This is a genomic window from Rhizobium sp. CRRU65, from assembly GCF_048551595.1.
Lineage (GTDB): Bacteria > Pseudomonadota > Alphaproteobacteria > Rhizobiales > Rhizobiaceae > Rhizobium > Rhizobium leguminosarum_J.
In genome coordinates, this window is record NZ_JBLYZH010000002.1 from 596,821 (window position 1) to 619,676 (window position 22,856).

General features: G+C 57.6%; 18 protein-coding genes and 3 pseudogenes. 10 read left to right on the forward strand and 11 right to left on the reverse strand.

Features of this window, described 5'->3' with window-relative positions; genetic code table 11:
- Positions 1-131: 131 nt before the first annotated feature.
- From ACM5SV_RS06015 to ACM5SV_RS06040, 6 genes and pseudogenes are all read left to right on the forward strand, one after another.
- A pseudogene (locus ACM5SV_RS06015) lies at positions 132-590 on the forward strand (transposase); the annotation flags it as partial.
- Complete coding sequence (locus tag ACM5SV_RS06020) at positions 556-828, forward strand: hypothetical protein (RefSeq protein ID WP_419425164.1); 273 nt, start codon at positions 556-558, stop codon at positions 826-828. The pseudogene ACM5SV_RS06015 and the gene ACM5SV_RS06020, both read left to right, overlap by 35 nt.
- Positions 728-1,057 (forward strand): annotated as a pseudogene (locus ACM5SV_RS06025) (hypothetical protein); the annotation flags it as partial. The gene ACM5SV_RS06020 and the pseudogene ACM5SV_RS06025, both read left to right, overlap by 101 nt.
- Complete coding sequence (locus tag ACM5SV_RS06030) at positions 1,057-1,413, forward strand: hypothetical protein (protein WP_128408200.1); 357 nt, start codon at positions 1,057-1,059, stop codon at positions 1,411-1,413. The pseudogene ACM5SV_RS06025 and the gene ACM5SV_RS06030, both read left to right, overlap by 1 nt.
- Positions 1,414-2,078: 665 nt before the next feature.
- Positions 2,079-2,390, forward strand: coding sequence for a hypothetical protein (locus ACM5SV_RS06035; protein WP_012763484.1), 312 nt, complete (start codon positions 2,079-2,081; stop codon positions 2,388-2,390).
- A 2-nt stretch (positions 2,391-2,392) separates the two neighbouring features.
- Positions 2,393-2,608, forward strand: coding sequence for a hypothetical protein (locus ACM5SV_RS06040; RefSeq protein WP_164902427.1), 216 nt, complete (start codon positions 2,393-2,395; stop codon positions 2,606-2,608).
- A gap of 36 nt (positions 2,609-2,644) precedes the next feature.
- Here ACM5SV_RS06040 and ACM5SV_RS06045 read toward each other — a convergent pair.
- A pseudogene (locus tag ACM5SV_RS06045) lies at positions 2,645-3,316 on the reverse strand (IS3 family transposase); the annotation flags it as partial.
- 66 nt (positions 3,317-3,382) lie between these two features.
- Between ACM5SV_RS06045 and ACM5SV_RS06050 the strand changes: the two are divergent.
- Positions 3,383-4,099: a hypothetical protein gene (locus ACM5SV_RS06050; protein WP_419425141.1), complete on the forward strand. Its 717-nt coding sequence runs from the start codon at positions 3,383-3,385 to the stop codon at positions 4,097-4,099.
- 381 nt (positions 4,100-4,480) lie between these two features.
- On the opposite strand, the gene ACM5SV_RS06055 is transcribed toward ACM5SV_RS06050, so the two are convergent.
- The 3 genes from ACM5SV_RS06055 to ACM5SV_RS06065 are packed head-to-tail and all read right to left on the reverse strand — an operon-like array spanning position 4,481 to position 7,307.
- A complete protein-coding gene (locus ACM5SV_RS06055; RefSeq protein ID WP_419425142.1) occupies positions 4,481-4,813 on the reverse strand; it encodes a DUF6527 family protein in 333 nt (110 codons plus the stop codon).
- Positions 4,810-6,207: a ThiF family adenylyltransferase gene (locus ACM5SV_RS06060; RefSeq protein ID WP_419425143.1), complete on the reverse strand. Its 1,398-nt coding sequence runs from the start codon at positions 6,205-6,207 to the stop codon at positions 4,810-4,812. Before ACM5SV_RS06060 ends, ACM5SV_RS06055 begins: the two co-directional genes overlap by 4 nt.
- Positions 6,204-7,307 (reverse strand): multiubiquitin domain-containing protein, encoded by a 1,104-nt coding sequence (locus ACM5SV_RS06065; RefSeq protein WP_419425144.1) that lies wholly within the window; start codon positions 7,305-7,307, stop codon positions 6,204-6,206. Before ACM5SV_RS06065 ends, ACM5SV_RS06060 begins: the two co-directional genes overlap by 4 nt.
- A gap of 148 nt (positions 7,308-7,455) precedes the next feature.
- On the opposite strand from ACM5SV_RS06065, the gene ACM5SV_RS06070 reads away from it, so the two are divergent.
- The 3 genes from ACM5SV_RS06070 to ACM5SV_RS06080 are packed head-to-tail and all read left to right on the forward strand — an operon-like array spanning position 7,456 to position 9,213.
- A complete protein-coding gene (locus tag ACM5SV_RS06070; RefSeq protein ID WP_245460725.1) occupies positions 7,456-8,067 on the forward strand; it encodes a transposase in 612 nt (203 codons plus the stop codon).
- Positions 8,040-8,441 (forward strand): hypothetical protein, encoded by a 402-nt coding sequence (locus ACM5SV_RS06075; protein WP_419425145.1) that lies wholly within the window; start codon positions 8,040-8,042, stop codon positions 8,439-8,441. The genes ACM5SV_RS06070 and ACM5SV_RS06075 overlap by 28 nt, the downstream gene beginning before the upstream one ends.
- The gene (locus ACM5SV_RS06080; protein WP_419425146.1) at positions 8,428-9,213 is read left to right on the forward strand and encodes an ImmA/IrrE family metallo-endopeptidase; all 786 of its coding nucleotides are present in this window, start codon (positions 8,428-8,430) and stop codon (positions 9,211-9,213) included. Before ACM5SV_RS06075 ends, ACM5SV_RS06080 begins: the two co-directional genes overlap by 14 nt.
- Positions 9,214-9,264: 51 nt before the next feature.
- On the opposite strand, the gene ACM5SV_RS06085 is transcribed toward ACM5SV_RS06080, so the two are convergent.
- The 7 genes from ACM5SV_RS06085 to ACM5SV_RS06115 all read right to left on the reverse strand — a co-directional run bounded on the left by ACM5SV_RS06085 (position 9,265) and on the right by ACM5SV_RS06115 (position 22,050).
- The gene (locus ACM5SV_RS06085; protein ID WP_419425147.1) at positions 9,265-9,549 is read right to left on the reverse strand and encodes a helix-turn-helix transcriptional regulator; all 285 of its coding nucleotides are present in this window, start codon (positions 9,547-9,549) and stop codon (positions 9,265-9,267) included.
- A 161-nt stretch (positions 9,550-9,710) separates the two neighbouring features.
- Complete coding sequence (gene brxL, locus ACM5SV_RS06090; protein ID WP_206641130.1) at positions 9,711-11,759, reverse strand: protease Lon-related BREX system protein BrxL; 2,049 nt, start codon at positions 11,757-11,759, stop codon at positions 9,711-9,713.
- On the reverse strand, positions 11,760-14,036 hold the full coding sequence (pglZ, locus tag ACM5SV_RS06095; RefSeq protein ID WP_128407958.1) for a BREX-1 system phosphatase PglZ type B: 2,277 nt from the start codon (positions 14,034-14,036) through the stop codon (positions 11,760-11,762).
- Positions 14,033-17,386 carry an SAM-dependent methyltransferase gene (locus ACM5SV_RS06100; protein WP_419425148.1) on the reverse strand — a complete coding sequence of 1,118 codons (3,354 nt, stop codon included), beginning with the start codon at positions 17,384-17,386 and terminating at the stop codon, positions 14,033-14,035. Before ACM5SV_RS06100 ends, pglZ begins: the two co-directional genes overlap by 4 nt.
- A 4-nt stretch (positions 17,387-17,390) precedes the next feature.
- On the reverse strand, positions 17,391-20,804 hold the full coding sequence (gene brxC, locus ACM5SV_RS06105; protein WP_419425149.1) for a BREX system P-loop protein BrxC: 3,414 nt from the start codon (positions 20,802-20,804) through the stop codon (positions 17,391-17,393).
- Positions 20,805-20,816: 12 nt separating this feature from the next.
- Positions 20,817-21,362 (reverse strand): DUF1788 domain-containing protein, encoded by a 546-nt coding sequence (locus ACM5SV_RS06110; protein ID WP_128407955.1) that lies wholly within the window; start codon positions 21,360-21,362, stop codon positions 20,817-20,819.
- Positions 21,349-22,050, reverse strand: a complete 702-nt coding sequence (locus ACM5SV_RS06115; RefSeq protein ID WP_419425150.1) for a hypothetical protein — start codon at positions 22,048-22,050, stop codon at positions 21,349-21,351. The genes ACM5SV_RS06110 and ACM5SV_RS06115 overlap by 14 nt, the downstream gene beginning before the upstream one ends.
- Between the last annotated feature and the right edge of the window lie 806 nt (positions 22,051-22,856).

Sequence of the window (22,856 nt, forward strand, 5' to 3'; positions counted from 1 at the left end):
CGGACGCCAGCAAAAACCAACAGGAGCAACCAGGGCATTTAGTATAACGGCTGGGATAGTAATTCACCTGACCTTGCCCCGTTGAAATAATCCATTTTGAAGTAAGCTCTGGCCCCTGAGAGGACCAGAGGATGAAGCGCAATCGTTTCACAGACGAACAGATCATCGGCATAGGAGCACGAGGCAGGCACGCCGGTCTCGGAGCTTTGCCGCAAGCATGGCGTCAGCGATGCCAGCATCTATAAATGGAAGGCCAAGTACGGCGGCATGGAGGTGTCCGAGGCCAAGCGGCTGAAGACGCTTGAGGACGAGAACACGAAGCTGAAGCGGCTTCTGGCGGATGCGATGCTCGACAATGCTGCCTTGAGAGACCTTTTGGGAAAGAAGTGGCGACGCCCGCGGCCAAGCGGAAAGCTGTCGCGCATCTGATGAGCCATCATGAGATGAGCGAACGGCGGGCGTGTAAAGCCATTGGTTTTTGCCGAATGACGGTCCGTTACGAGACCAGGCGCGACGATGATCATGAGCTTCGCGAGCGAATGAAGGCCTTGGCGCATGCACGTCGCCGCTTCGGATATCGACGCATTCACCGGTGAGCGGCTGATGTCGACTTCCGCGCGTGTTCCGCATGATAACCGGCAGCCGCTTGCTGAAGCTTTGATGGCGCGGCAGGCAGGGCAGGGCGAGCGGCTTGCGAACAATCTCGCGGAAGGCTTCGATACGGGAAGCGACAAACGTCGCCATCTCGACGACCTCGGCACTCTTGGCGATTTCGGTACCCAATGGTGCGAAAGTCGAGGCGAAAATCCGACTGATGTTTTCATCTAGCGCCACGACCAACTCCGCTCTCGTCCATGACCCGGCCAAAGGTGTGCTTGTCGCTGGTGGCAATGACTCGGGTGGAAACGTGGGCACTATGCAGGTCGCAAGCGGCTTTGCGGTCGGGGGAGGCGATGTCTGGACGAACACCAGCAGGCAGGTTCGATACGTGGCAGGTGCTGGTGGCATCTGGGTTTGGAACGACGGGTTCTATTTCCCATGCGGGAGGATTTCATAATGGCTTATGTGTCTCGATCGGACGACGGCGCAATCGATAGCGTGTTCGAACAACTGCAGGAGGGCAGGGCGGAGGAATTTCTGTCTGATGACGATCCGGCAGTTGTCGCGTTTCGGAATGCCCCGCCCATCGTGTCGTCGGTATCGGCGCGACAATTCCGCCTGATGCTTCGGCGCTCCGGCCTCCTCGACCAGGTCAAGGCATGGGTGGCGCAGCAGGATGGCGAGACCCAGGACGCCTTCGAATACAGCGGCACCTTCGTCAAGGACAACCCAATGTTGGCGGCCGGCTTCGCGGCCATGGGCTTCGCGTCGCAGCAGATCGATCAGATTTTTGCGGCCGCGGCTTCTCTCTAACCGTCAGGGGGTCAAATAGCCGGCGTGTATACCGTATCGAATGGCTATCAAAAAAGCGCCCCCGATGCCGACGGCGAGGAGAACTGTCATACGTGTTTCGTCCTTCAGCAATTTTAACTCCTCACAAAAAAAAACTATGAAGTAGGCCTTCCAGGCCGTCAGTATCGGGTAAGGACATACTTGCGTGGATGGCAGATGGTAACAATCTCCGTGTGAGGACGGTACGGCGGGCGGTACTCCACCAATAGCTGACCGCACTCGTGAAAGGTCTTCCTGACATACACCTTTTTAGGGTGGTAAACGACGTGGCGCGTAGCCGGTGGTGGGCGATAACCCTCGATCATGTCAGCTGCAAAAACCGGCTGGCACAGGATAGCTGTGGCACTGACAGATAGAGAAACGGCTAGTGCTCGAAACATATTTTCCTCCTTGATGGTGTTAAGGAAATATGGCGAAGGGCGAAGATGTCGAGTCTTGGCTACCCCACCTCCCTGACATCATTTGATGCGCTGCCGCGCTAAAAAGCCAAGCCGCCTCCGAGCGGCATTTTCACATCCAAAATCGGAGAACTCTCCATGCTCGTCCATAACTGGCGCGAGGTGCTTAAGCGCGCCTGGTCGGTAGTTAATATGCACATAGAAATTACCTGAGCAGAGGAAACGATAATGCCGAACGAAACGATTCTGGCAGCCGCCGAAGGGTTGCCGAAACTGAGCAGGCGAACGCTTCTTGGAGCCGTGACCGCCATCATCCCGGCGGCCGCAACTCCTGCTAAAATGAAGGCTTTCGACTGGGATGCTTTCTTCGCGGAGGCAACTCCGGCCCAACTTGCCAGCTTTCACGCAAAAGCCCTCACCGAGGCAATGGCCAAGCTGCACCCCGGGCTGTCATGGCGTCATGTGATCGACCACAAGGTTCAGTTCGTTCTCGTCGTGGGCGACGAACGGCCGGCCGTTTCACCTCGTCAGGAGGTGTGACCATGCGCATCTCGCGGTTGGTGCATATACTTGGCTCAATGAGCGAAGCCGAAAAACTCGGCATCGTCGCCAGAGTCAACCATCGTGCGAATATTGAAGCCTGTATTGAGGATCTGATCGGCATTCTCGACTTCATGGACGGCGACGAGAACCTGGAACCTGACAACGACAACGAACCCAGCCTCGGTCCCCTGAGCATGTCACGCAAACGCATTTGAACCGCACCGGGTTTGCCGGAGGCCATTTCGTTTAAGTTATGCGGCCACGGCCGGTGCGTCCAGCATGGCATAGTATCGTTCTTCGGCCTCGGCTGGCGGTATGTTGCCGATGGGCTCCAGAAGGCGGCGGTTGTTGAACCAATCTACCCATTCCAGCGTGGCGAATTCCACGGCTTCGAAGTTTCGCCACGGTCCTCGCCGGTGGATGACCTCGGCCTTGTAAAGACCGTTGATCGTTTCGGCGAGAGCGTTGTCGTAACTGTCGCCAACGCTTCCGACAGACGGCTCGATGCCTGCCTCCGCTAACCGCTCAGAATAGCGAATGGACACATATTGCGAGCCGCGGTCGGAATGATGAACCAGGCCGCCGCGGTGAATGGGCCGCCGATCATGAAGTGCCTGATCGAGGGCATCGAGCACAAAGCCCGCATGGGCAGTCCGGCTCGCCCGCCAACCGACGATGCGGCGAGCGAAGGCGTCAATGACGAAAGCCACGTAGACGAAGCCCTGCCACGTCGCCACATAGGTGAAGTCTGAAAGCCACAACATGTTTGGCGCTGGCGCACAGAAGTGTCGGTTCACCCGGTCGAGTGGGCATGGGCCGGTCTTGTCACTGATCGTCGTGCGGATCGGCTTGCCGCGAATGATGCCCTGCAGCCCCATCACCCTCATAAGCCGAGCGACAGTGCAGCGGGCGATGTCGAAGCCTTAACACTGACGCCTCCCGATGCTGCCACCAGGGCGGAGATTCTTCGGTACCATACCGGGGTAAGCATGCCACCTGAATCCTTGATCGAGATTGCAACGGTCTCGAAGGCAGGTCGCCTGCTGCACTGGAAGAGTTGGTGCGGAACGGCGCGGAAAGAAGCAAGGGACGAGGGTCGCGAACTTGATCTACGCGACCTGCAAGCGCAAATACCGGAAAAGCGAAAGTACACGCCGCAACAGTTGTTCCGCCTCGGCGTGCACGAGGCCGGACATGCATTGATTTCGCTGGCACTCGGCTATGCGACATCTGCCACAATCGAAATCAAGGAATCGTTCGACCCAACTGCAACCTCATATGCCGGCGGACAAACGTCCTACGACCTTGTCGACGACCACCTTCCCACCGACACCACCCTTCTTAACAGAATTGCGGTCGCAATCGCTGGAATGGCAGCGGAAGCTACCGTTTTCGCTGACCGGTCGTTGGGATCAGGAGGACTTATTGGTAGTGACGTGAAACGCGCAACTGCAATTGCTCGGCGACTGGTTGCATCTTACGGCCTGGGCAAAACACCGATCTTCTTTGCTACGGTCGAGGAAGTAGCCGGTACGACGTTACCCGCTGCTCTGGAGAATGAAGTCGTCAAGATATTGCGCATCCAATATGAACGTGTCCTTGGCATTCTGGTCGATCAACGACATCGACTTATTGCTGTGGCTGGTGACGCCGCCGCCCATGGTAGCCTAAGGATCGAGCGAGACGTACGGGGAAACGCAGCTTAATGGTGCCCGTGGCGCGGTACAGCGAGGCTCTCACGCCCCGGTTCTCAAGAGTTATCAGTCCAAATTTTGGTTCGATCAATCCAGATTTTGGTTCGCTCGTAGGTGGAAAAAGCAGTGGCTTCTTTAGGTCGTCACATAAGCGCGAAGTCCGGTTCACTTCGTCCATAGCTTTGAGAAGCTCAAGAAGCCAGCGATCCGCCATCGGGCCGGGCTTCGCCCTTTTACATCCAAAATGCAACTTTCTCGAACCACGGCAACAGCGTCGATGTGGGGTTGATCATTCGGCGCAACGCTTCCTTAAGGTAGATGGTGTCGAGCGGCGGAATTTCTGTCTGACATTGTTTCCTCCCCGTTTGGTAAGTCCGGGCGCGCCTTACGCGCTTATTCGCACCAAAGGATACGCCCCTCGCGAACCCAGAAGTGAGACCTGCACCCGGATTTCCGCCAAACCGACGGATGTAGCGAAGGCCGCTCGACTTCGTTGATGCTGATGTCCCACCGCGGGAGGGTGCCCTCAAGGATCATCATTTCGATCCGTTCGCCACAGCCACAGGGGCACCGCATGCCGACACTCCAGTCATCACCGTCATCGCGGGTCAAAACAAGATCACGGGCAGGAAGAACGTCAGGCAGCGCGTCTCCGTCGACGATCACCAGGCGGCGGGCAGGTCCGTACTTGTCCCAGATGCGGCGAAACCATCTCATGATATTCATGCCGCGTCCTTCCGTGGTCTGCGGAAGAGCGGCAGCCCAAGCAGCGGCTCGGCGGCGCCGCGACCGAGAAGCGCGTTGTCGCCACGTTCGAAATCGTCTTCCGAGAAATGATCCTCGTCGCAGGCCGCCAGGCTGAACGCGACGCGCGCATAGTTGCGGTTGGCTTCCTGTCGGAACGGATAGGCTCGAGCGATGAACTCGTTCATCATGGCAGATGCCGCCCGCATGTTCAGCGTGATCACCGACGGCGCCTCCTCAAGGATTCCCTTGATGTAGCCTGCCTCAAGTTCGGCACGGAAAGCGTTGGGGTCGGTGCGCTGTAGGTATTCGGCGCGCAGGCTTTCCTGCGTGTACACACTACGGTCGGCAAGGGTGGAGCCGCCAGGCTGCACGTAGTCGATGCGGCCGCTGACATCGGCAATGGCGACATTGCCGCCGTCGAGAAACGTCGGGATCGTGACTCCCACGTCGAACAGCGGAATGACGAACGCGGAGGCGATCAGATCGGCGTACTGACGACCCTCCTTGCTGTCGACGCAGCAGAAGATGACGTCGCACTGCCCGACAGCCTCGATCGCTTCACGCGTTCCAAGTGTATCCGCGACAGAAACCGCGACCCCGTCACCGCGGTGGCCCGCAATTGCCTGCGAGAACATTTCGACCTTGAGCCGGCTGCGCGCTGCATCCACTGAAGTCGAATTGAGAATGCGGTTGAGGTTCTTCTTCTCAATCTTGTCGGGGTCGACGAGTGTCACCGAGGCGAATCCAAGCCGTGCCACTACCTCCGCACCGATGGAACCGGTGCCGGACACACCTATCACTGCGGCGGATAGTCGACCGAGCTCCTGGGTCATCGATCCGGTGAAGGGAAGAACTCGACCCTGTGGAACAGCGTTCTCGATGCCGTCGTTCCACCAGTAAACGATGTCATCGCCAGCTATCGTCACGAGATCGACAGCGCGCATTCCCATGTCGCACGAATAGAGACGGGCACGGATTGCGCCTTCGGGGGTCATGATCGCCGAGCCATGGCGGTCGCCGAATGCCTGGAAAAGGCCCGGGATGACCCGGCGGTCGCTTTCATCATCGACATCTGAAAACTGCAACCACCCACCCGGATGCGAGTGCAGCAGGATGATTACGAGTGCTTCCGGGTCGGCGATATCGATAGCGTCCTCGATATAGGAACCGGGCCAGACAAGTGCATCCGGCTTGCGAAGGGGACAGGCGTCGTGCGGAACAAGGATGGCCTGCCGAACAACCAGTCGATCACGAGGTCCGGGCGAGGGAGCGCAGATAAGGATCGCTGCAGCTTCGTTCCCGTCGGACAGAAGATGCCCCTTGAGATTCGAATGTGTGATCCCGGCCAGTGCCAGGGTGATAGCGGGCATCATTCGCCGACCTCCTTGATGAGCGAGGACTCTACAAGCGCCAGATGGGTCACGACGTTGTCGTGCTGAGGATTCCACGGAACAACGCTGCCGCGGTGGCGCGACCAGCGCTGAAACGGCCGGCTGCCAATGGTCTGGGTGGCCTCCGTTGCGGGGATCGCACCACCAGTCACCCGCTGGAGAGGCGGGTAGACGTAGAACATGTCGATTTCGGTCTGGGGATACGTCGGCGGGATCATCAAAGCCATCGTGGTGGCCTTGGCAGTGTAGCCGTCGGGAACGGGGTAGTCGCGGATGATCAGCCAGCGGTGCCCGTCGCTGCTGCGGGTCTCCCAAGCATAGCCGAGACCGTCGAGGTAGGCTTCGTCGACTTCAAGGAGAGCGAAGTCACGGGAAGGCGCAACGCGCGCCTCCCCGTTGCTCACGTCCTTCGCGGTCAGGCGAACCTTCTCGATGCCCGGCGCGCGGAGATCGATCTCATCACCGACGGAGAGCTGGCGCTTGGGCTGACCCGCGATCTTGAGGATGATGATCCAAGCATTCGGACCGAATCCTGCACGGGTGAGCGCGTCCACCACCGAGATCACAGGAGTGATCGAGACGATCTTCTTGCCCTGCACGTTCAGTTCCCAGGTCTGCGGCTTGCCGCTGCGGAACTGCTCGATACCGTCCTTCCTGATCTTGACGACGTCATCGTCGCCAAGCAGGCGATCGGGTTCGTCAGTGCGCTCGAGATACAGGCCACGCTCGGAAGGGATGCGGCCCAGCTTGCGGACGACGGCACCGGAGATTTCATCCGCGGGCCAGTCGAAGGATTCGCCTTCGATTGCGATGCGGTTGGTGCCGTCGGCGACCGCAACGATGAACCTCGTGCCGCTACGCAGGTCGGCTTCCTCCTGATCGCGGAGTTCCTCGAGATCGCCGTCATTGCGCCACTGGAAGACATACGGACGCTGGTCGGAGTTGAATCCTGCGAGCTTGGCAAGCTTACCACCGGTGGGCGTGCGGGTCTCGGGATCAAAACCCTGGAAGTTGAGATCAATACCCGCGATTTCGATGGTCGCATGCTTGTCGCCGGGCGGTTCGTGATGTTCGATAGTCATGGTCTGTGATTCCTCACTGTTGAAGGGTGGACTGGGATGTCCACTCTGTTTGCGGAGGAGCCTCTCGATTCCGACATGGAAAAAGTTTTGTCGGAATCCGCATGTCAGTGCGCAAACAGAGTGGAGATCATGGAGGAGGTCGACACATGTGGCAGAAGATGCGGAGGAACAGGTGGATCAGCCTGGAGAACAGTACTACTCGGCGGACGAGGCGATTGCCGCGTTCCGGGCGCTATCTGATACCGATCTGAACAAGCTCGGCAGGATAGCGAACTTCTTAGCAAGCTCGGACGGATACGCTCCGCCGCAGGAACTCATCAACGAATCCTTCATCAGGATCGCCGACGGTAGAAGGCAGTGGCCCCGGTCGCTACCGTTTCTCGTTTTCGTCGGCGGGGTTATGAAGAGCCTGAGGGGCGACAACTACCTGATATCCGAGAAGAGGAAGATTGTTCGGCTGAAGCAGGGCTTCGCCGTCGTCAAGACCGAAGAGCTCCCGATGGTGGCCGCGAACGACGACAGCGAAGAGCTTGCGCGGAAGGAAGAGCTGGAAGACGCCATGTCGAAGCTGCAGGCGCACTTCGCGGGTGACGAGGAAATGGAAATGCTACTGATGGGCATCGAAGACGGCCTGCGTGGGAAGGACCTGCAGGATGCCGTCGGCGTGGACGCCAAGCGCCTCGAGGCGCTGCGCACCCGGATGAACCGTCACATTGAAAAGCTCGCCAGCGGATGCTCGGCGAAAGAAGGACGGCCCTGATGACCGACAAAAAGAAGGACGCGATAGATAGCTTCATCGACTTCATTTTATCCGATGACAACCCGGTTAGTCCGGAGGATGAGGCGAATGTTCAGATGGTCAAGGATGCTCTCGCAGATGCAGCGATTAAACTCGCGAGAGCCCGCTTCGAGCGCGCCCGGACAGGGGCGTTCGCCAGCAACATGAAAGGCATCGCGAGTGACTTGAGCGTCGAACGGGCGAGGAAACTCTACGAGCGCGCCAAGCAAGGCGATGCGACAGCGGGCCTCACTCTGGCCGCAAGGTTCGGCGACGGCTCCATGGATGGTGACCTCGATGCGATCCTGGAAGATCTTGCCGAGCTCGAAGAAGACGCAGACGATGCCAAGGATTGACCCGATACCCGTAAACCTGTCACCGGATTCGCTTCTCCGGTCACTCGGGATCATCCAGCCACGAGACATCGATGTTGAAGCCATAGCCTTTTACGTGGGGCTACGCGTAAAACGCCGCTGCCTGAAATGCTGCGAAGCGATGATCACGGGGCTGGGCAACAAGGGCATTATTTCGTTAAATCCGGGCGGTATGCCTCAGCGGGAACGGTTCTCGATCGCGCACGAGCTTGGACACTGGGCCTACCATCGCGGCGAGACAGTTGCGTGCCGGGCGACGGATATCGGGAAGTTTTCTCGAGCCAATCCGGTCGAGCGTGCCGCGGATCAGTATGCCGCCGACCTGCTGATGCCTTGGCCTATGTTCAAGAACGAGTGCAAGCAGCATCGGAAGCTTGACCTGAAGGCATTGAAAGCCGTGGCCGGCGCATTCAACACCAGCCTGACTGCCACCTTGATCAGGATGATCGACAGCGGAAACTATCCCACGGCGATCATGGTGAACCACGGCGTCATGGGGAAGAGCTGGCACAAGCCAGCGGCGGGAGTACCAGGATACTGGAAGCCGAAAGACGATCTCGACCCCGAAAGCTTCGCCTTCGAGCTACTGCATGATCCGCTGTCGAAGGATGAAGGCTTTCCTCGGCGCATCGGCGCGGATGCGTGGTTCGACAACTGGGCTGCCGAGCGATACGAGATATTCGAACAGTCCTTTCGGATACCGGGTGAGGGCGTGATAACTATTTTGAATCTTGACGCCAACATGGTGCCTTGAGATCGGTTACTGATGCTGTCACAGTACGCATTGCCTGATAGGCGGTCGCGTTTATGTGGCGACGGAAAGCGCCGCACTGCTTTCTTCCGTTAATTTTCTCGACAGAGTCACTCCGGGCCCATGATCACGGCTGCCGTCAAGAAATATGATGCCCTGCGTTTCCAGTGCGACACGTACCTTCGTCACAGCATCCACCAGGACGCTGCCATCCGCTTTCTCGATCCGCACGACAATTTGTCGGCTCACCCCGGCGACGTCAGCCAGCTCTTCCTGACTGAGTCCTAGAAGTGACCGCGCAGCGCGGAGAGCAATCATTATTTCCGGCAACGAATCCATCGGCTCACATGGCCAAAAGGCTCGGCGGTTGTCAACAATTCATAAGTTCACTGGCCGCGACCTGAATCCTTGCCAGCAGCAGACTAGGTCGATGCGACTTTACTGCAGTTTTAGATATGCTGCGTGCGTTCGACCATCGACCACGGCGCCGAATGTCGTCGCTAATCGTGCAGCGACTTCTTGAGTGCATCCTGCGCATCCGCGTAAAAGAGGACTTGAATCTTCGTCGCCACCTCATCTGAAAGGTCAACGAGAGTTCTTCGGCAGGACACAGGCATCATCACCGTTGTGGCCCCCTTTTCAAGTGCCAGCTCAACGACATCAACGGGATTGTGAATTGGGTCGATCGAGCCCCCTAGATTGATCCCTCCAACAATAATCAGGCCACCCTTCAGCGGCTTGCCAATGAGTGCGGAACTTAGAGCGATCAGCACTCCAACACCCGTTTGAGAACCGCTTTTCGCTGCGTCGAACGAGCGGATTTGAACCGAGAATTCGTGCGCGCGGGGATTTCTGTCACCGACTAACTCCATCGCCCTTGAATATAGGTTTTGCTCGGCAAACTTTACGCTCTCTCGGAAAGAAGGAGGCGGTGATTGGTTGAGGATGCGCACTCCGCTGCCTGAGCCTTCGGTCACCTCGATCCGAAACAAGCCGGTCGCTTCGTCTGCCCCGCCAGGACTTATTACCCAAACCTGCCCCGCGGGAAGAGGATCAGAACCAATACTATCCTCGCTTTGAAGTTCGGGCGTCGCGACGAACTTCTCAACGCCATCCATTCCAAACATGTAACTGAACTGCGTGTTGCGAAACTCTGCGGAGCCGATTCGCTTCTGCTGCTCTTTCACTCTGCGACGCACCTCAAGCGCCAGGCGAACCGCCCATTCGAGGTCCTCGTCAGTTACTTTCATTGATGAATCTGGATACAAAAGCTTTAGCAGACCGGACACGGTTTTGTTGACCGCATTTTGGTCTCGTCCGGAAAGCGCGCCGCCGAAATGGACACGCCCGGGAAGTGCGTTCACTCGTGTTTGCGCTCGCAGCCTTGAGAAGCATTCCGCCAGCACGTCGCTCACCATGCCGAACCGGCTAGTGAATAGATCCTTGCTTACCTTCGGAATATCCCATCCTGGGAGGTAGCAATGGATTCGATCCATAAAGGCGGTATCATTGCGCATCTCCGGAGGCATCGGCCCGAACAAGTGGCCGACGCGCTGTTGATGCTGTACGTCTATGTCAAAATTACCCACCATGACGATGCTGCCCTCGGCTCGAATACTTTCGCGACCACGCGAGAATTCGCCCGACTCCATGTAGCCTTTCATGATGTTTACGCCGTCCTTCTGATCGAAGGAGATGCCTGACACCTCATCGAAACAGACAACATCGTATTGACACACCAAGCCACGTTGCCCGTTCGACATATTCACGAACATCCGGGCTACGGTTGCCTTGCCGCCCGAAACAAGGTGTGCATAGGGCGAAACCTGCTGGAATAGGTGACTTTTCCCCGTACCGCGAGGCCCGAGCTCGACCATGTTGTAATTGCTCTCAACGAAGGGCACCATTCGTAAAAGCATACCGTCTTGCGCTCTCGGCGACAGCTTGTCAGCCTCAAGGCCAACGCTCCGAAGAAGGAAATCTCTCCACTCCTTCGTTGAGAGCTGCGCGCGTCCATGTGCAATCTTTTCCAGGATGTCACGGCTGGATAGCTGGATTTCCCGCAGACTCATGATCTGGAAAGGTCGACCGCCAGTCTCCTGCGCAATGCTCGCGTCATAGCCAAGTTCGACTTCGGCGTAGAAACCGCCTGTGAGCATGCGCTCGTGCGCCTGCACCAGCTTGTCGTCAATGCGTACATCCGTCAGCCGCAGGCTGGGCAATGCTGCGAGATAGCTGTCCGTCTTGGCGTCCAGGCGTGCGGTGACAATATCAATAATCTTGACCGAACCACGCTCTCTCGCCCGGGCCTTAAACAGCTCTTCCTCGCCGGCACGAACCGTGCGATCGGAGAGCTGCGACTGCACCATCTCCAGACCTTCTTCGATCTCAACTGGATCGGTGCTGGCGGCGTATCGCCCCAGCATGAACTCAACGACGTAAGTCGGTACCGGGAACTGGCCGCGAAAACGACGCACCAGGTCCTTTCGCACGATGTACCCCGGGAAGGCTTCTGCGGCCTTTCTGTCAAGTGCGTCGAGTTCCAGCATTTATTCTCCCCCGACCTTCAGGACGCGATGGGCCAGAATGGTACCGTTGTCGTCCACTAACACCAGGCAGGCCGTGTGGCCAACGTTCTCGTCGCTAACCAAGAAGGATGTTTTTCCCTTGTCATCCAGCACTCGGCCACCTTTGATCATGCTCGGACCGCTTGTCTCCGATCCTAATCGAAGATCAACGCGGAGGTCAGTTGCGCCAGATACCTCGACCCGAAGCCTCAAGCCTTCCCACTTTGTCTTCACGTCACCAATATCTTGTTGCGGAACCCCACTCGCCGTGATGTCCAGGATGGGCAATATGCATTCCTGTGGGCTCACCCCGCCGTGAGCATATTCCTGCCCAGCAAAGAATGAATGCGCGCCTGTAGCTGTTGCGACAAACACCTCCGGGTTCCATGTCCACGGGATTTGAAGATAGGTGGTGTGGGCCTTCGCCTTCACCATCGCGCATCGCGATCGCTTGCCTTGCGGTTCGACGAGACCGGTCTCGAGGGCAGCCTTAGGAAGCCCACCCGGCATCAACAACCAGCCATGGTCTGTAACGATGCGGACAGTCCGTCCACTACGTATCAACTGCACCACAGAATCGGCTACATCGCGAATCCCTGCTGCAAGCTGGCCAGCGAGCCTGGCGCCTAGTGCGTGGCCGTCCTCGTCAAACCGTCCGGCCTCTGCCCAAAGCTTGGTGTCAGCGAGCAAGGCATTGCCAGTTTCCCAACCTTGTTCTTCCAGAAGTTTGTACAGCACCGGCTTTGTAGCCGCCTTGCCCTCTGAGGTCACGGGTAGCATGTCTGATGTGATGGGCGGTCCGGAGAGAAGCGAAGCGACGGGCGAGACGAGCGCCTTACAGGTGGCGGTCACCGTGGGGAAACCAGACCATTTCCAGGACTGAACGACGTTCAAGTTTTCGGATTCGAGAATGCGAGCCAACTCTTGCGCCAGGTCCATGCGCAAGCCATCGACAAAAAGGATAGTGGTCGCCGCCGATTTCGCATCCTCTGGTTTCTGTAGCTTCAATCCGCCTGACCGGATCAGTTCCTGAAGGGCGTTGGCTCCGTCCTCAAGCCACGGTAGGTAGACCGCTCGCAAAGCCACTGAGACTGCATTGCGATCGACGTCACGGGATGCCGCTGCCAACGCCCGCATGGCTGCGAAATCTACGGCGGCGCCGCTCTCGATATAGGCCTCCGCCAAGGTGTTGCCGTCATGAGCCTGGAGCGGTTTGGCCTTAGCTACCTCGACCAGAAAGGATAGCGCCTGCGCCAAGGGCGCTTCTCCACGTTTCGCCCATACCGTCTCCCGCCGCCAGCCATGCTGGCCCTCCAGTTCCAGGATTCGCGAGCGAGCATCAGGAGCCGAGAAGCTCTCCAGCTTCGACAGGCTGTCCCTCAGCTCTTTTTCACCTTTGAGGTTCTGCTTGGGATAGGCTTCTGCGTTCTCGAAGAGCGTAGCTGGTTCCTCTGCCCCTAGCAGACCGACGACGCCACCATGCCCCATGCCTGAGGCGAAGCGTGACCAGACATCCGCCCAGTTTCCCTCGCGTTGGGCCAAGCGCCTGGCCGCGTCCTGGACAGATAGCTTGCGGGGATCGAACTTGAGCTGCTTTTCGGCGATGCTGGCGAACGCAGTGAACCGAGCCGGATCTGCTGCGGCGTCGAACACGCCGTCCATCCAATCCAACATGTCCGCCGCAAGATCCGGCGCCAAGAGGGCGTTCAGTGCGTCAGCATCCCACCGCTTTCCTTTTAATTCCTCAAGCGGCTTGGCGCCGAAGCGCAGGGCCGCATGGGAGAGCGCCATCCGGGTGGAGGCATCGTCGGCAATATTGAGCTTCAGTGGCCCTCGATCCGAGGTCAGGAAGGCGCGCAGTGTCCAGTCCTTGCCGTTCACATGGCCGAAGAGGTTTCCCGCCACAGTGAACCAGACCAACGGCTGCAGCAGCGTCGGGCAATCCTCGGCACCCTTCAACACTTCCCGGCCTACGCCAGGGAGATAAAGGATCGGTGTTGCCTCGTCTGGGATTGAGACTGACGGAACAGCCCTGGCTACCACTGCCCGCAGCCAGACTGCGGGTCCGGTGCGGGTGACCGGGTCGTGAGCGCCATAGGTCACGAGTTCCGGAAGGCGCTCGCTTAAGGTGGGAATGAGCGTCAAGAACTCCCCGTTCGGATCGCACCAAACGATGGCCTCCGGGGCTGATTCCGCGCCTGGATTGAAGTTCGCAGTCTCGCGCAGCGCGACGACCAATGAGTCGAGAGGCGTCGTCACTTCTTTGCCACCGTCTCCGGATTGCCTGCCCGCGCCGCGCGCTTCTCCTCAATCGTAGTATGATGATCGTTGATCCGCTCACCTTTGAAGACCGGATACCAGGGAGCCGACGGCACGTCGTTGCCGCGGTCCTTGGTCCACTTGATCCCCTTGGGTTGCTCGCGCAGGATTCCCGCCTCCATGAATGGCCGAATGTTCATGCGGACCCCATCATCAAGGTCTGGATCCCATCCGAACGGCTGCTCCGCCAGCGGCTTCCAGCGCACGAAGATGTCATACGGCGCTTCGCCCTCTAACACCAACTCCAACTTCTGCTGAAGCTCGCGACCCTTTTCGTAGCGCAGGTCGTTGTCCTCATCCTTGGCGCGGCGTAGCGAATCGCCAAGCATTGTGTAGGTCAGCTTGCGTAAGTTCGCCTGGGTAAAGCGGTGATAGTGGACGAAGACGGAAAAGCCATCTTTCAGCCCGTCCCAGATGTGCCAAAGGAAAGGACGCTGCTGGAATAGTGCGCAATGCTGACGGAAGGCGCGGTCGCGCAGCCAAGCTTCCAGGGAACCGTCCTTTCCCTGCTTCTTGTCCAAGACCTCGTCGGACTCAGCGACCAGTCTCCTCTCCAGCGCATCAGACCATTCCGCGCCGAAGGCTGTGGAAAGGAAGGTGCGGAGGCGGTCGGCGAGCGGCTTTTCTCCAGCCACTCCCGCGACTGAGAGAAGACCGTCTCCATCTCCTTCTGGGAGTATCCCCGCCTTTTGCACCCATTCACGTGCCTCAGCGGAAAGCCTAATTGCCTGCTCGGTCTCGGCAGGCCAGCGGTGACCACAAAGACGGGCGAGGGCAACATGTAGGACAGCGCCCGAGTCGGTCTTCGCTGGATGTCCATGAAAGAGCCACTGTATTGGATCACCTGTAAATGGCTCAGGTAGCCCATCAGGATAAAGTTCAGTGGCGACCTGAGCCCAGTGTGCACGATCGTATGGAACCTTCACCAAGGTGCCGGTCGTGACATGAACTGCACGGTCGATCTTTCGTACTTCTTTGAGATATTCACCAGATCCTAGATACGCCGCCACCGCAGATAAATTATCTTCATCAACGATAAGCACAGCAGTGGCCTTGTCGTGACGTTCACCGAAGTAGAAGTTCCAGTTCAAGTCTCTCATGCCGCTTACTATCAGCCCACGTTTTCCCCATGCGCCGTGACCCTGGATGCGTGCTCCCGATTCTCGTGCCAAGGCTCCGCGGCCTTTCTCCCATCGTACAATTTGGTTGCGACCAGAAAACGGTCTCCCCTCGTTCGGAGAACCTATAAAATACTCAAACTTCTGCCCGAGGTCCGCCTGCTCCCAAAACATAAATAGATATCGCCCGGAGTCGCCAGTTGACATTCCCTCGACTGATTGCGCGACTTCAGATAGCAATTTCGCCCTAGGGCGAGGATGTGAAGAGATGACTTGATCAACATTCTGGCGTTGGGCTGTTTGGCTCCATATCGCGACGTTGTTTTCCCTCAGGCCTTTCTTCTTGTTATTGCGGTCTTTTATTTCAGACACATCCAAAATTGCGTGTGTGGCGGAGAGTGGATCTTGGATATTGCTGAATGCCATGAGAACAGTTTGAGGTCCGCGATCTCCGAATTGCTCCCATGCTTCTTCACCGAGTGGAACGAAGAAGTCGATGCCGAGGTTGTCCAACAGTTCTCGACGATATTCTCTATAGCTGCCTTGAAAAAAGCAATGCTGGGGCGAAACACAGGAGAGTGTCCCCGACGGAGAAAGAAGCCGAGATATTCGACTTATCATAGTTGATGCAAGGTCGGCTTTCGCATTGGCAAAATGCCGCTCGACGAATTTCGCCAACCTCTCGTCCTGTTTGCCGCGTCCAAGAAAAGGCACGTTAGTAGCGACGAGGGTATAGTGCCGACTTAGCATCGCTGCCCCATCCGCCATTCCTCGCGCCGCGACGACACCTTCTGAGTGTTCGGGCTCGGCGGAACGGGTTCGCTGCACCAATTCATCAAGAAGTGAACCCACCTTTCCAAGCCTCTGAGGTGACATCAAATCGCCTCCCCTTGGATCGATCAAGCTTCCCAGGAGCGAAGCTTGAGAAAAGATATCAAAAAGCATCTCCAACCCCTTGCGCAGTTCTGTGTCACCATTGGCAAGGGAAGCGAATTCCAACTTCGGCAGTGGCGGGGGCGCGCCAACCCAAGCAATATGGGGCAACGGAAGTGTCTGCCACCCCCCGATCCGCCAGGCGGTCAGGGCGACTGCAAACGCCGCTATCTGGACGCAACGGCCATCGATTTCCAATCCATGCAGGTTATCACGCAGGGCGGCGGCGACTGCATCGGCCGACGTAAGACCTTCCTCAGCTTGGCGCAGAGCGGAGAGTATAGTTAGTGATTCTGTTAGAAAATGCCCGGACCCACAACACGGGTCGAGCATGGTGATCTCGCTAGCTTCTATCGGCCAGCCTGGAAACGTGCCCGCAGCCGGTTGCCAGAGTGCCTCTTCACCTACACCTTGCTTTACGAAACGCAATACGTCGAAGGCATAACCGGGTAAGCTGCATGCGGCTCTGAGTGCATCTTCGTCCGCCGCGCTCTTTGCCAGCTCAGGATTTGCGGCGAGGATCTTGCCCGCCCACCAGGCCCCCAGTGTGTTGTGCAGGAGAAAACGAACCATGTATGGCTCGGTAAAGAGTTGCGTGACGGCGGAAATTTCGTCCGCACCGATCTTGTCGCCCTTCTTATTGACAGCGTCCTTCTCAGCCGCCCGCCAAAATTGGTAGGTCCAGCCAAGGCTATCCTCTGCCTGAAAGATATCATCGTCGAGATCTGTCACTAGGCGGTGCAAAGCTTGGTTCTGTGCAGCGTCTACCTTTAACGACAGGACGGGATCGTCAATGCGAAAAACGGCCGGAAGCATGGACGCCGCGTAGCGTTCGGCGACCACCCAGGCATCGGCTGCACATTCCTCTTGTGCGATCTCCCGGCAGTCTTCCAGCGTTACTGGCACATTATGCTCCGGGTGTCGCAACAGGCCACGCTCCGCGAGGAAGCGCGCAAACAGCATCCGGTGCCAATGGGCATAAGCAGCCGCCTCAATCAGCCGCTTAACCTCCTGTTCGTCAGAATCATTGTGTAGCTTGTCGCCCAGCGTGCGCGCATGCGCCCGCAGACGGCGCCGCAACTCCTTTTCCTCCTCCGACAGATAAGTCGGAGCCTTGGCCTCTGCGATCCCAAGGCGACGAATGGCGTCGGATGCCCCCGACTCGGCGACAACGCGGGCTTCCTTGATAGTTTTCTCAAGCGCACGCCGGAGGGATGTCGCCAGGTAGTGCTGGATCATGTTGTCACACCTTCGGGATTACGGGGCCGGCCACCAGAGCATTTTTCAGCGCCTCGCGCGCGGATTGAAGCCACGCTTCGAGGTCCTGGTCGTTCTTCAGTAAGCTGCCCGCAAGGGTGACGGTCTGCGCCGTCGGCTCAAGCAGGATTGCCGCACTCGCCAAGGCTTCATCAATCCTAGTTGGAAGCGCCTTCGTCGCATTCTCCCACCCCATGAATGAACGCTGACCGAGTGCGTCCAAAATCGAGACGGGCGTATCAACCTGAGGCTTGTCTAGGAGCAAGAGACCAGCTTCGTTGCGAATGGCGTGCTTCTGCTCGGGAGTCAACTTGTTCCAGGTCTCGCTGTTTAACAGGCGAGCTTCCCCGTCGTCCCAAGCCTTCTTCCAGGATTCATAGGCTGTGTTAAGCCGTCCGCGGAGCGCATCGGCTGCCGCGGATATGACCGGAGGAACAGGATCGGGGTCTGCCAGTAGCTGGCGATTGCCTCGAATAGTATCGAGTTCCGCCTTCTGGTCCTCCGCACCTGATTGTACCAAGCGCTCGGCGGTCCTGAATGCAGGCAGGCGCTGGCCGATCTTGGCCGATGCCGCCTTCCATCCTTTCAACTTGTCCCTAAGCGACGACGCGTCCTCCGCCACTGCAGCCAGGAGGTCGTTGCCGGATAGCAACTTGAAGCTAGAAAGGTTCGGTACCGTATCGGCCACCGGCGCAGGGGCGTTGCTGCCTGAATCCGTTGCAGCGGTTTCTAGCTTTTGGAGGAGAGCTGAGAGCGCGTAGGCTTCCTGCCCGTTTTCGAAGTGCACGCCAGCTTCGGTTAGCAGCCCACGGGCGGCCATTCGCTGACCAATAGTGATGACGATCGTTTCCGCGCGATAGGTGCAGACACCAATTTTGGAGCGCGGAAGGTCCGGCAGTGAAACCTGCTTTCCATCCTCTCCCGTGACCTTGATCACGCCTGCATTTGCGAGAACGACCAGGGCCCCGTCGATGGCATCTTGGGGCCAACCGTATTCTAGTTCGGTGAACTTCGTCCGCAGGTACGATCCTTTGCGCCCGGGACCAAGCTCGGCCAGAAGTGCCTTGCAGATGGGATGGGTTTCGGGCGCGCCAGAATGGTCCACTGCCTTCATGGCATCGGGGTCCTTCTTCATCCCGCGATCGAAGACCTTGCTCCATCCTGCGTGGTCGCCCTCCGCAAATCTTGGATAAAGGCGTGCTAGCGCGTTTGTAGCTGCTTCTTTTGCGGCATCAGCAAGAGCGCCATTCACGGCCTTGCCGCCTGCCTGTACGACTTTTGCCTGGCGAAGCGCTTCACGAATGAGTTCGTTGGCCTGGGATAGCGCTTTGGACGAGCGGGATTGCATAGCCTTTTGCGCTTCCACACCCGCATCTGTGCCGGGCACACCCTTCAACTGCAAAACACTATCGGCGGCTCGCCATGCGGCGATCTCCCGCGTCAGATCCTCTGGCCTATGTCGAGGCACCAAGAGATGGATTGTCGGATCGTTGGGAGACGCGCCAGCGATTTCCTTTTCGACCGTGGACAAATCCTCATCCCAGCCGATGCGGAGCCGCAGCGGCACACCGTCCGTCGGGGCTTTATCACCCACCTCGAGGCGATGGATTTTCCGCTGCTGCTTGCTTATGCCATGCGCTACGCTACCCGCGCCGGCAAGAGCAGTGTCTATCGCCCCGCCCAGAAGCTGACGGCGTTTCCCGGATAGGCCTGCTTGATCCGCTAGGACTGACTTCACCTCGGTTCGGTAAGCATTCTCCCAATCCGCGCTTTCCTTGGTCTGAAGCCGCCACTCGCCTTGCACCTCGATCGCGGCACCGTCTTCGAACAGTTCCTGAAGGAGCTGGGGAACCTGTTTCCGGAGCTCGGCATCGCCTCCGAGATCGACAATCATCAAGTCCGCTATCGTTTCCGGCGTTGAACGCACGCCATGCCGGTCCGCTTCACCGGAGATGCGACCGAGCATGTACACCAACATGAGGATCCGGGCCTTGCTTTGATCCTTCGCGTCACCACCCCTGAGAGCTTCGATTCTATTCCGGGTTTCCCCCGGAAGTAGCCCGGCATTGTACGCCTCATTCGAGAAGCGGCCGTACAGGAAATCCACTGCAACTGCATGCCCCAGGGGCTTGCCGCCATAGGACTTTGCGGCGTCGAGCGTTGTCCTCAACTGTCCACGGAGGGTACCCCCCAATCCTGTACGGTCAAGTTCGCGTAGGATGTGTTCCCAGACCCGCCGTCGTGAGGGAAGTAGGGGCCAATCGAGAACGGCTTCGTCGGTATCATTGACGGTGTGCGCCAGCTTACTGCCATGCAACTGACGACTGATTTCGCCTGCGTGTTTGCCAAGCATCCCCTTGATGTCGGTTTCCGCGCCCGCCTTCTTGCGAAGCACAGTTTTGCGAATGACGGTATCGATGTCGGCCTCGCCGAGTGCGACTTGGACTGGGAAACGGTCGAGTAGCTTCTGCAGGTTCGGGACGTCGCTAAGAGCCTGCTGCCCGGTTCCGACTATGAGGATCCGACCATTGAACCGACTCGACAGACGCTCGACCAGAGTCTGAATCTTCAAGGTAAGGCTAGGGTCCTGGCGGATGAATTGTTGCACCTCGTCGAGAACGATCAACGTCAGCGGCAATTCATTTCGGCCGAGAAGCAGCGCCTTACGCGCCATGCTCTCCAGTAGATCGACTGTTACGGGCGGGGGCTCAGGGAATAGTGCCTGGAGTTTCGATCCCAACTCCCGCGGGGACTCGGCAAGTTCCGGTTTCGCTTTAAGAACAGCGGTCCCGAATTTCGGCGAAAGGATGAAGTTGCGGATATGGGTGTCGAATCCATCGCCGAGCTCGGCGCGAACCTCGTCCAGGATACCGGTATCGTCGAGCCAGAACGCCACTTGAGCGGCTCGCAGATCGCTCGGCAGGCCCACGGCGCGGAGGATGATGCCGAGGGTAGCTTCAGCGGGATCCTCAGCTCCTGTTCCGAGGGTGTCGCCTGCTGCGACAACGCCGCCCGCACGTTGTGCGGCGATGCGCAGTTCCTTCAACGGAGCAGCGACTTGTGGCGGGAGATCGGTTAACCCCTCGGCTGTGGCGCCGTCCGCAAATTTTGGATTTGTCCAAAGAGCCGCGAGCATGCTTGCCAGGTGCGATTTTCCAGACCCGTAAAAACCGGAAATCCAGACAGCCGGAGAGGAGCCCCCTTTGCTGACCGAGCCCAGAAACGCTTCCAGGATCCGAGCCAACCCTTCCGCATAAGCCCCATCGCAGACAAAAGTTTCCAGTTCTCCACGCAACGTGTCCAGGCCTTCGGGCGCTGGTGGAAACTGAATCTTTGCGACACCCTGATTTGCGAGACGATAGTCGGCCGGATCCTTGTAGAACGTATCCTTGTTAAGCATTTAATCTCACCCTCATAGCGCGTCGTCCGGTGGTATAGGAATAGCGTGATAATTCCAACCATCCCGTGCATCCAGCAGCCGATAGACGCCCCCGGCCTGTTTGCCAGGGAATGTCACCATCATCCGCCCTGGTATCGCATCCGCGATCTTGCCGATTAGGGTAGAGACTCGGACGAGGCCGAACAAAGATCCGAAGCCGTCCAAGGCCAACACATCATTAGACGTGCACTGACCCAGAGCGCCCCTCAACTCGCCAACAAGCGCCCTCTCGGCGTCGGTCAACAATCCTCGTATCTCTTGCGGATGCTCGACAAGCGCTTCGAAAAATTCATGCTTCGCAATCCATCGTCCAAACCACGGAGCAAGATCGATGTGATGCCATCCGCGACCCGCCTTCATCGTAGCGTATTCGAACTCGCCGATCCTTCCCGAGATTTTCCGTTGCATCGACTTGTCGTACCACAACAGCCAGACCCGCCCCGCAGGGGGAACGTCATCTAGCCAAGGCAACTGAACTTGCCGGTCATAGGCGCCGAGTATGTCGTCAAACGTATTCAAGCTCAGGAATCCCCAAAGTTGTCGCAAGCTGCTGCCTGACCGAAATCTCTATGACGTCGCCTGCCGACCTGAGCCGAGCGAGTCCCTGGACTTCTGCCGATCGCAACGCATCCATGGCGGTATCAGGGTTAAGGTCGAGGATACGAAACCATCCAGATGAAAGAATTGCAGGGCCGCTAAATCCACATACCGTCGAGATTAACGCCGCCAGAGCAGCGGCTGAGGCAGAGGGATGTACTCTTTTTCGTACCTTTCCGCTGCCCTCGAGGTGGCCGCTCTGTGTCCAAGTGGACGCGCAATTCTGTGACAGGGATCGAACCATCTTCTCGCTGAATCGTCCCGGGTAGATGGCGTTAAACTTCGCTGCAAAGCTCGGCCACTGAATGGACACCCCCACTGCTGTGCCCGCAACAGGGGATGCAGTGTCTCTTAACAAGGGATCGCGTGCTAAGGCGATCAAAACCGCAAGCAATTTTAGGCCTGCGTTGTCGTCCTTCGCCAATCGCAGAAAAACTCTAGTCAAAAGAGGAACGGTGGACAGGCCGTAGAGAGAAGAAAGATTTTTGAACACCGATTCGCGGCCGCTTGATGTTGCCTTTCCTAAGATATTCTCATCCAATACTCTTGATCGAAAATCAGTCGCGTCCGTGGCGCCTGCTCGCATCAGTTCAGCTATTTCGGCAAGCATAAGAGTTTTTGACTGGTGAGCCCCGCCACCGGAAAGGCGGAAACCAAAGGTGATAAGACGCTCGTCTTTTCGCGTTGGACCGTACCAGGTAAGGGGCCCATCAGTGGGTGCTAGTTGTCCCGTCGGACTCATTTCGATTTTCTCTTCACCAGTTCATTTCTCCGGACGCCGCTTTATGGACCGGATCATTTCCTATAATCAATCGATAGTGGTCATGTTCGCGAATTGGTCGATGCGACGGTTTTTGTGAAACAGGAGCATTTTCGCCGACATACTGCAGTCGCAGACAAGTTGTGCTCACAAGGGGCTACCTTTGTTTGCACCAAGATGCTGGGACCTTACGGCGCCTATCTGCACGTGGGCGCAGTGTTGATTTTCTAATTCATAGAGCGAACGAAAAGTAAACTTCGTCCCGAAGCCAAGACAAAGGTAATTCCAGATCCGCCCAACCTGGGGACTGGGTTCAACAGGACTGGACAGAAACCGCGCTATGTACGAGCACGCAGCGGACGCGCTGTGCACACATAAGGGATCCGACGGTTCTGCAGATGCCCGATCGCATTGATGTTACCATTCGTCGTGGCCAGTAGGCGAAGGATTCACAGTCTATCTTCAGATGGCTCTATTACTTCGTTGTGCGGGCCGTCCTTCAAGGACTCGGCCGTGTGTCCTTGCTGCTATACAGCCCTAAAAAAATATTCTCTTTTCAGGCAAATAATATGCTGATAACCAAAAAAACGCAACAAAAGCGAAATTATCTTCTATTTCATTTAAGCATTAACTAATTAAATAATCGCAAAATTTCG

Coding starts and splice junctions, on each gene's coding strand:
- brxL (WP_206641130.1), bottom strand. CDS start 11,759: ATGCTGGAACTCGACGCACTTGACAGAAAGGCCGCAGAAGCCTTCCCG.
- ACM5SV_RS06055 (WP_419425142.1), bottom strand. CDS start 4,813: ATGAATATCATGAGATGGTTTCGCCGCATCTGGGACAAGTACGGACCT.
- ACM5SV_RS06060 (WP_419425143.1), bottom strand. CDS start 6,207: ATGATGCCCGCTATCACCCTGGCACTGGCCGGGATCACACATTCGAAT.
- ACM5SV_RS06080 (WP_419425146.1), top strand. CDS start 8,428: ATGCCAAGGATTGACCCGATACCCGTAAACCTGTCACCGGATTCGCTT.
- ACM5SV_RS06075 (WP_419425145.1), top strand. CDS start 8,040: ATGCTCGGCGAAAGAAGGACGGCCCTGATGACCGACAAAAAGAAGGAC.
- ACM5SV_RS06030 (WP_128408200.1), top strand. CDS start 1,057: ATGGCTTATGTGTCTCGATCGGACGACGGCGCAATCGATAGCGTGTTC.
- ACM5SV_RS06085 (WP_419425147.1), bottom strand. CDS start 9,549: ATGGATTCGTTGCCGGAAATAATGATTGCTCTCCGCGCTGCGCGGTCA.
- brxC (WP_419425149.1), bottom strand. CDS start 20,804: ATGCTTAACAAGGATACGTTCTACAAGGATCCGGCCGACTATCGTCTC.
- ACM5SV_RS06100 (WP_419425148.1), bottom strand. CDS start 17,386: ATGATCCAGCACTACCTGGCGACATCCCTCCGGCGTGCGCTTGAGAAA.
- ACM5SV_RS06050 (WP_419425141.1), top strand. CDS start 3,383: ATGCCACCTGAATCCTTGATCGAGATTGCAACGGTCTCGAAGGCAGGT.
- ACM5SV_RS06035 (WP_012763484.1), top strand. CDS start 2,079: ATGCCGAACGAAACGATTCTGGCAGCCGCCGAAGGGTTGCCGAAACTG.
- ACM5SV_RS06115 (WP_419425150.1), bottom strand. CDS start 22,050: ATGCTTGCCGAAATAGCTGAACTGATGCGAGCAGGCGCCACGGACGCG.
- ACM5SV_RS06040 (WP_164902427.1), top strand. CDS start 2,393: ATGCGCATCTCGCGGTTGGTGCATATACTTGGCTCAATGAGCGAAGCC.
- ACM5SV_RS06020 (WP_419425164.1), top strand. CDS start 556: ATGCACGTCGCCGCTTCGGATATCGACGCATTCACCGGTGAGCGGCTG.
- ACM5SV_RS06065 (WP_419425144.1), bottom strand. CDS start 7,307: ATGACTATCGAACATCACGAACCGCCCGGCGACAAGCATGCGACCATC.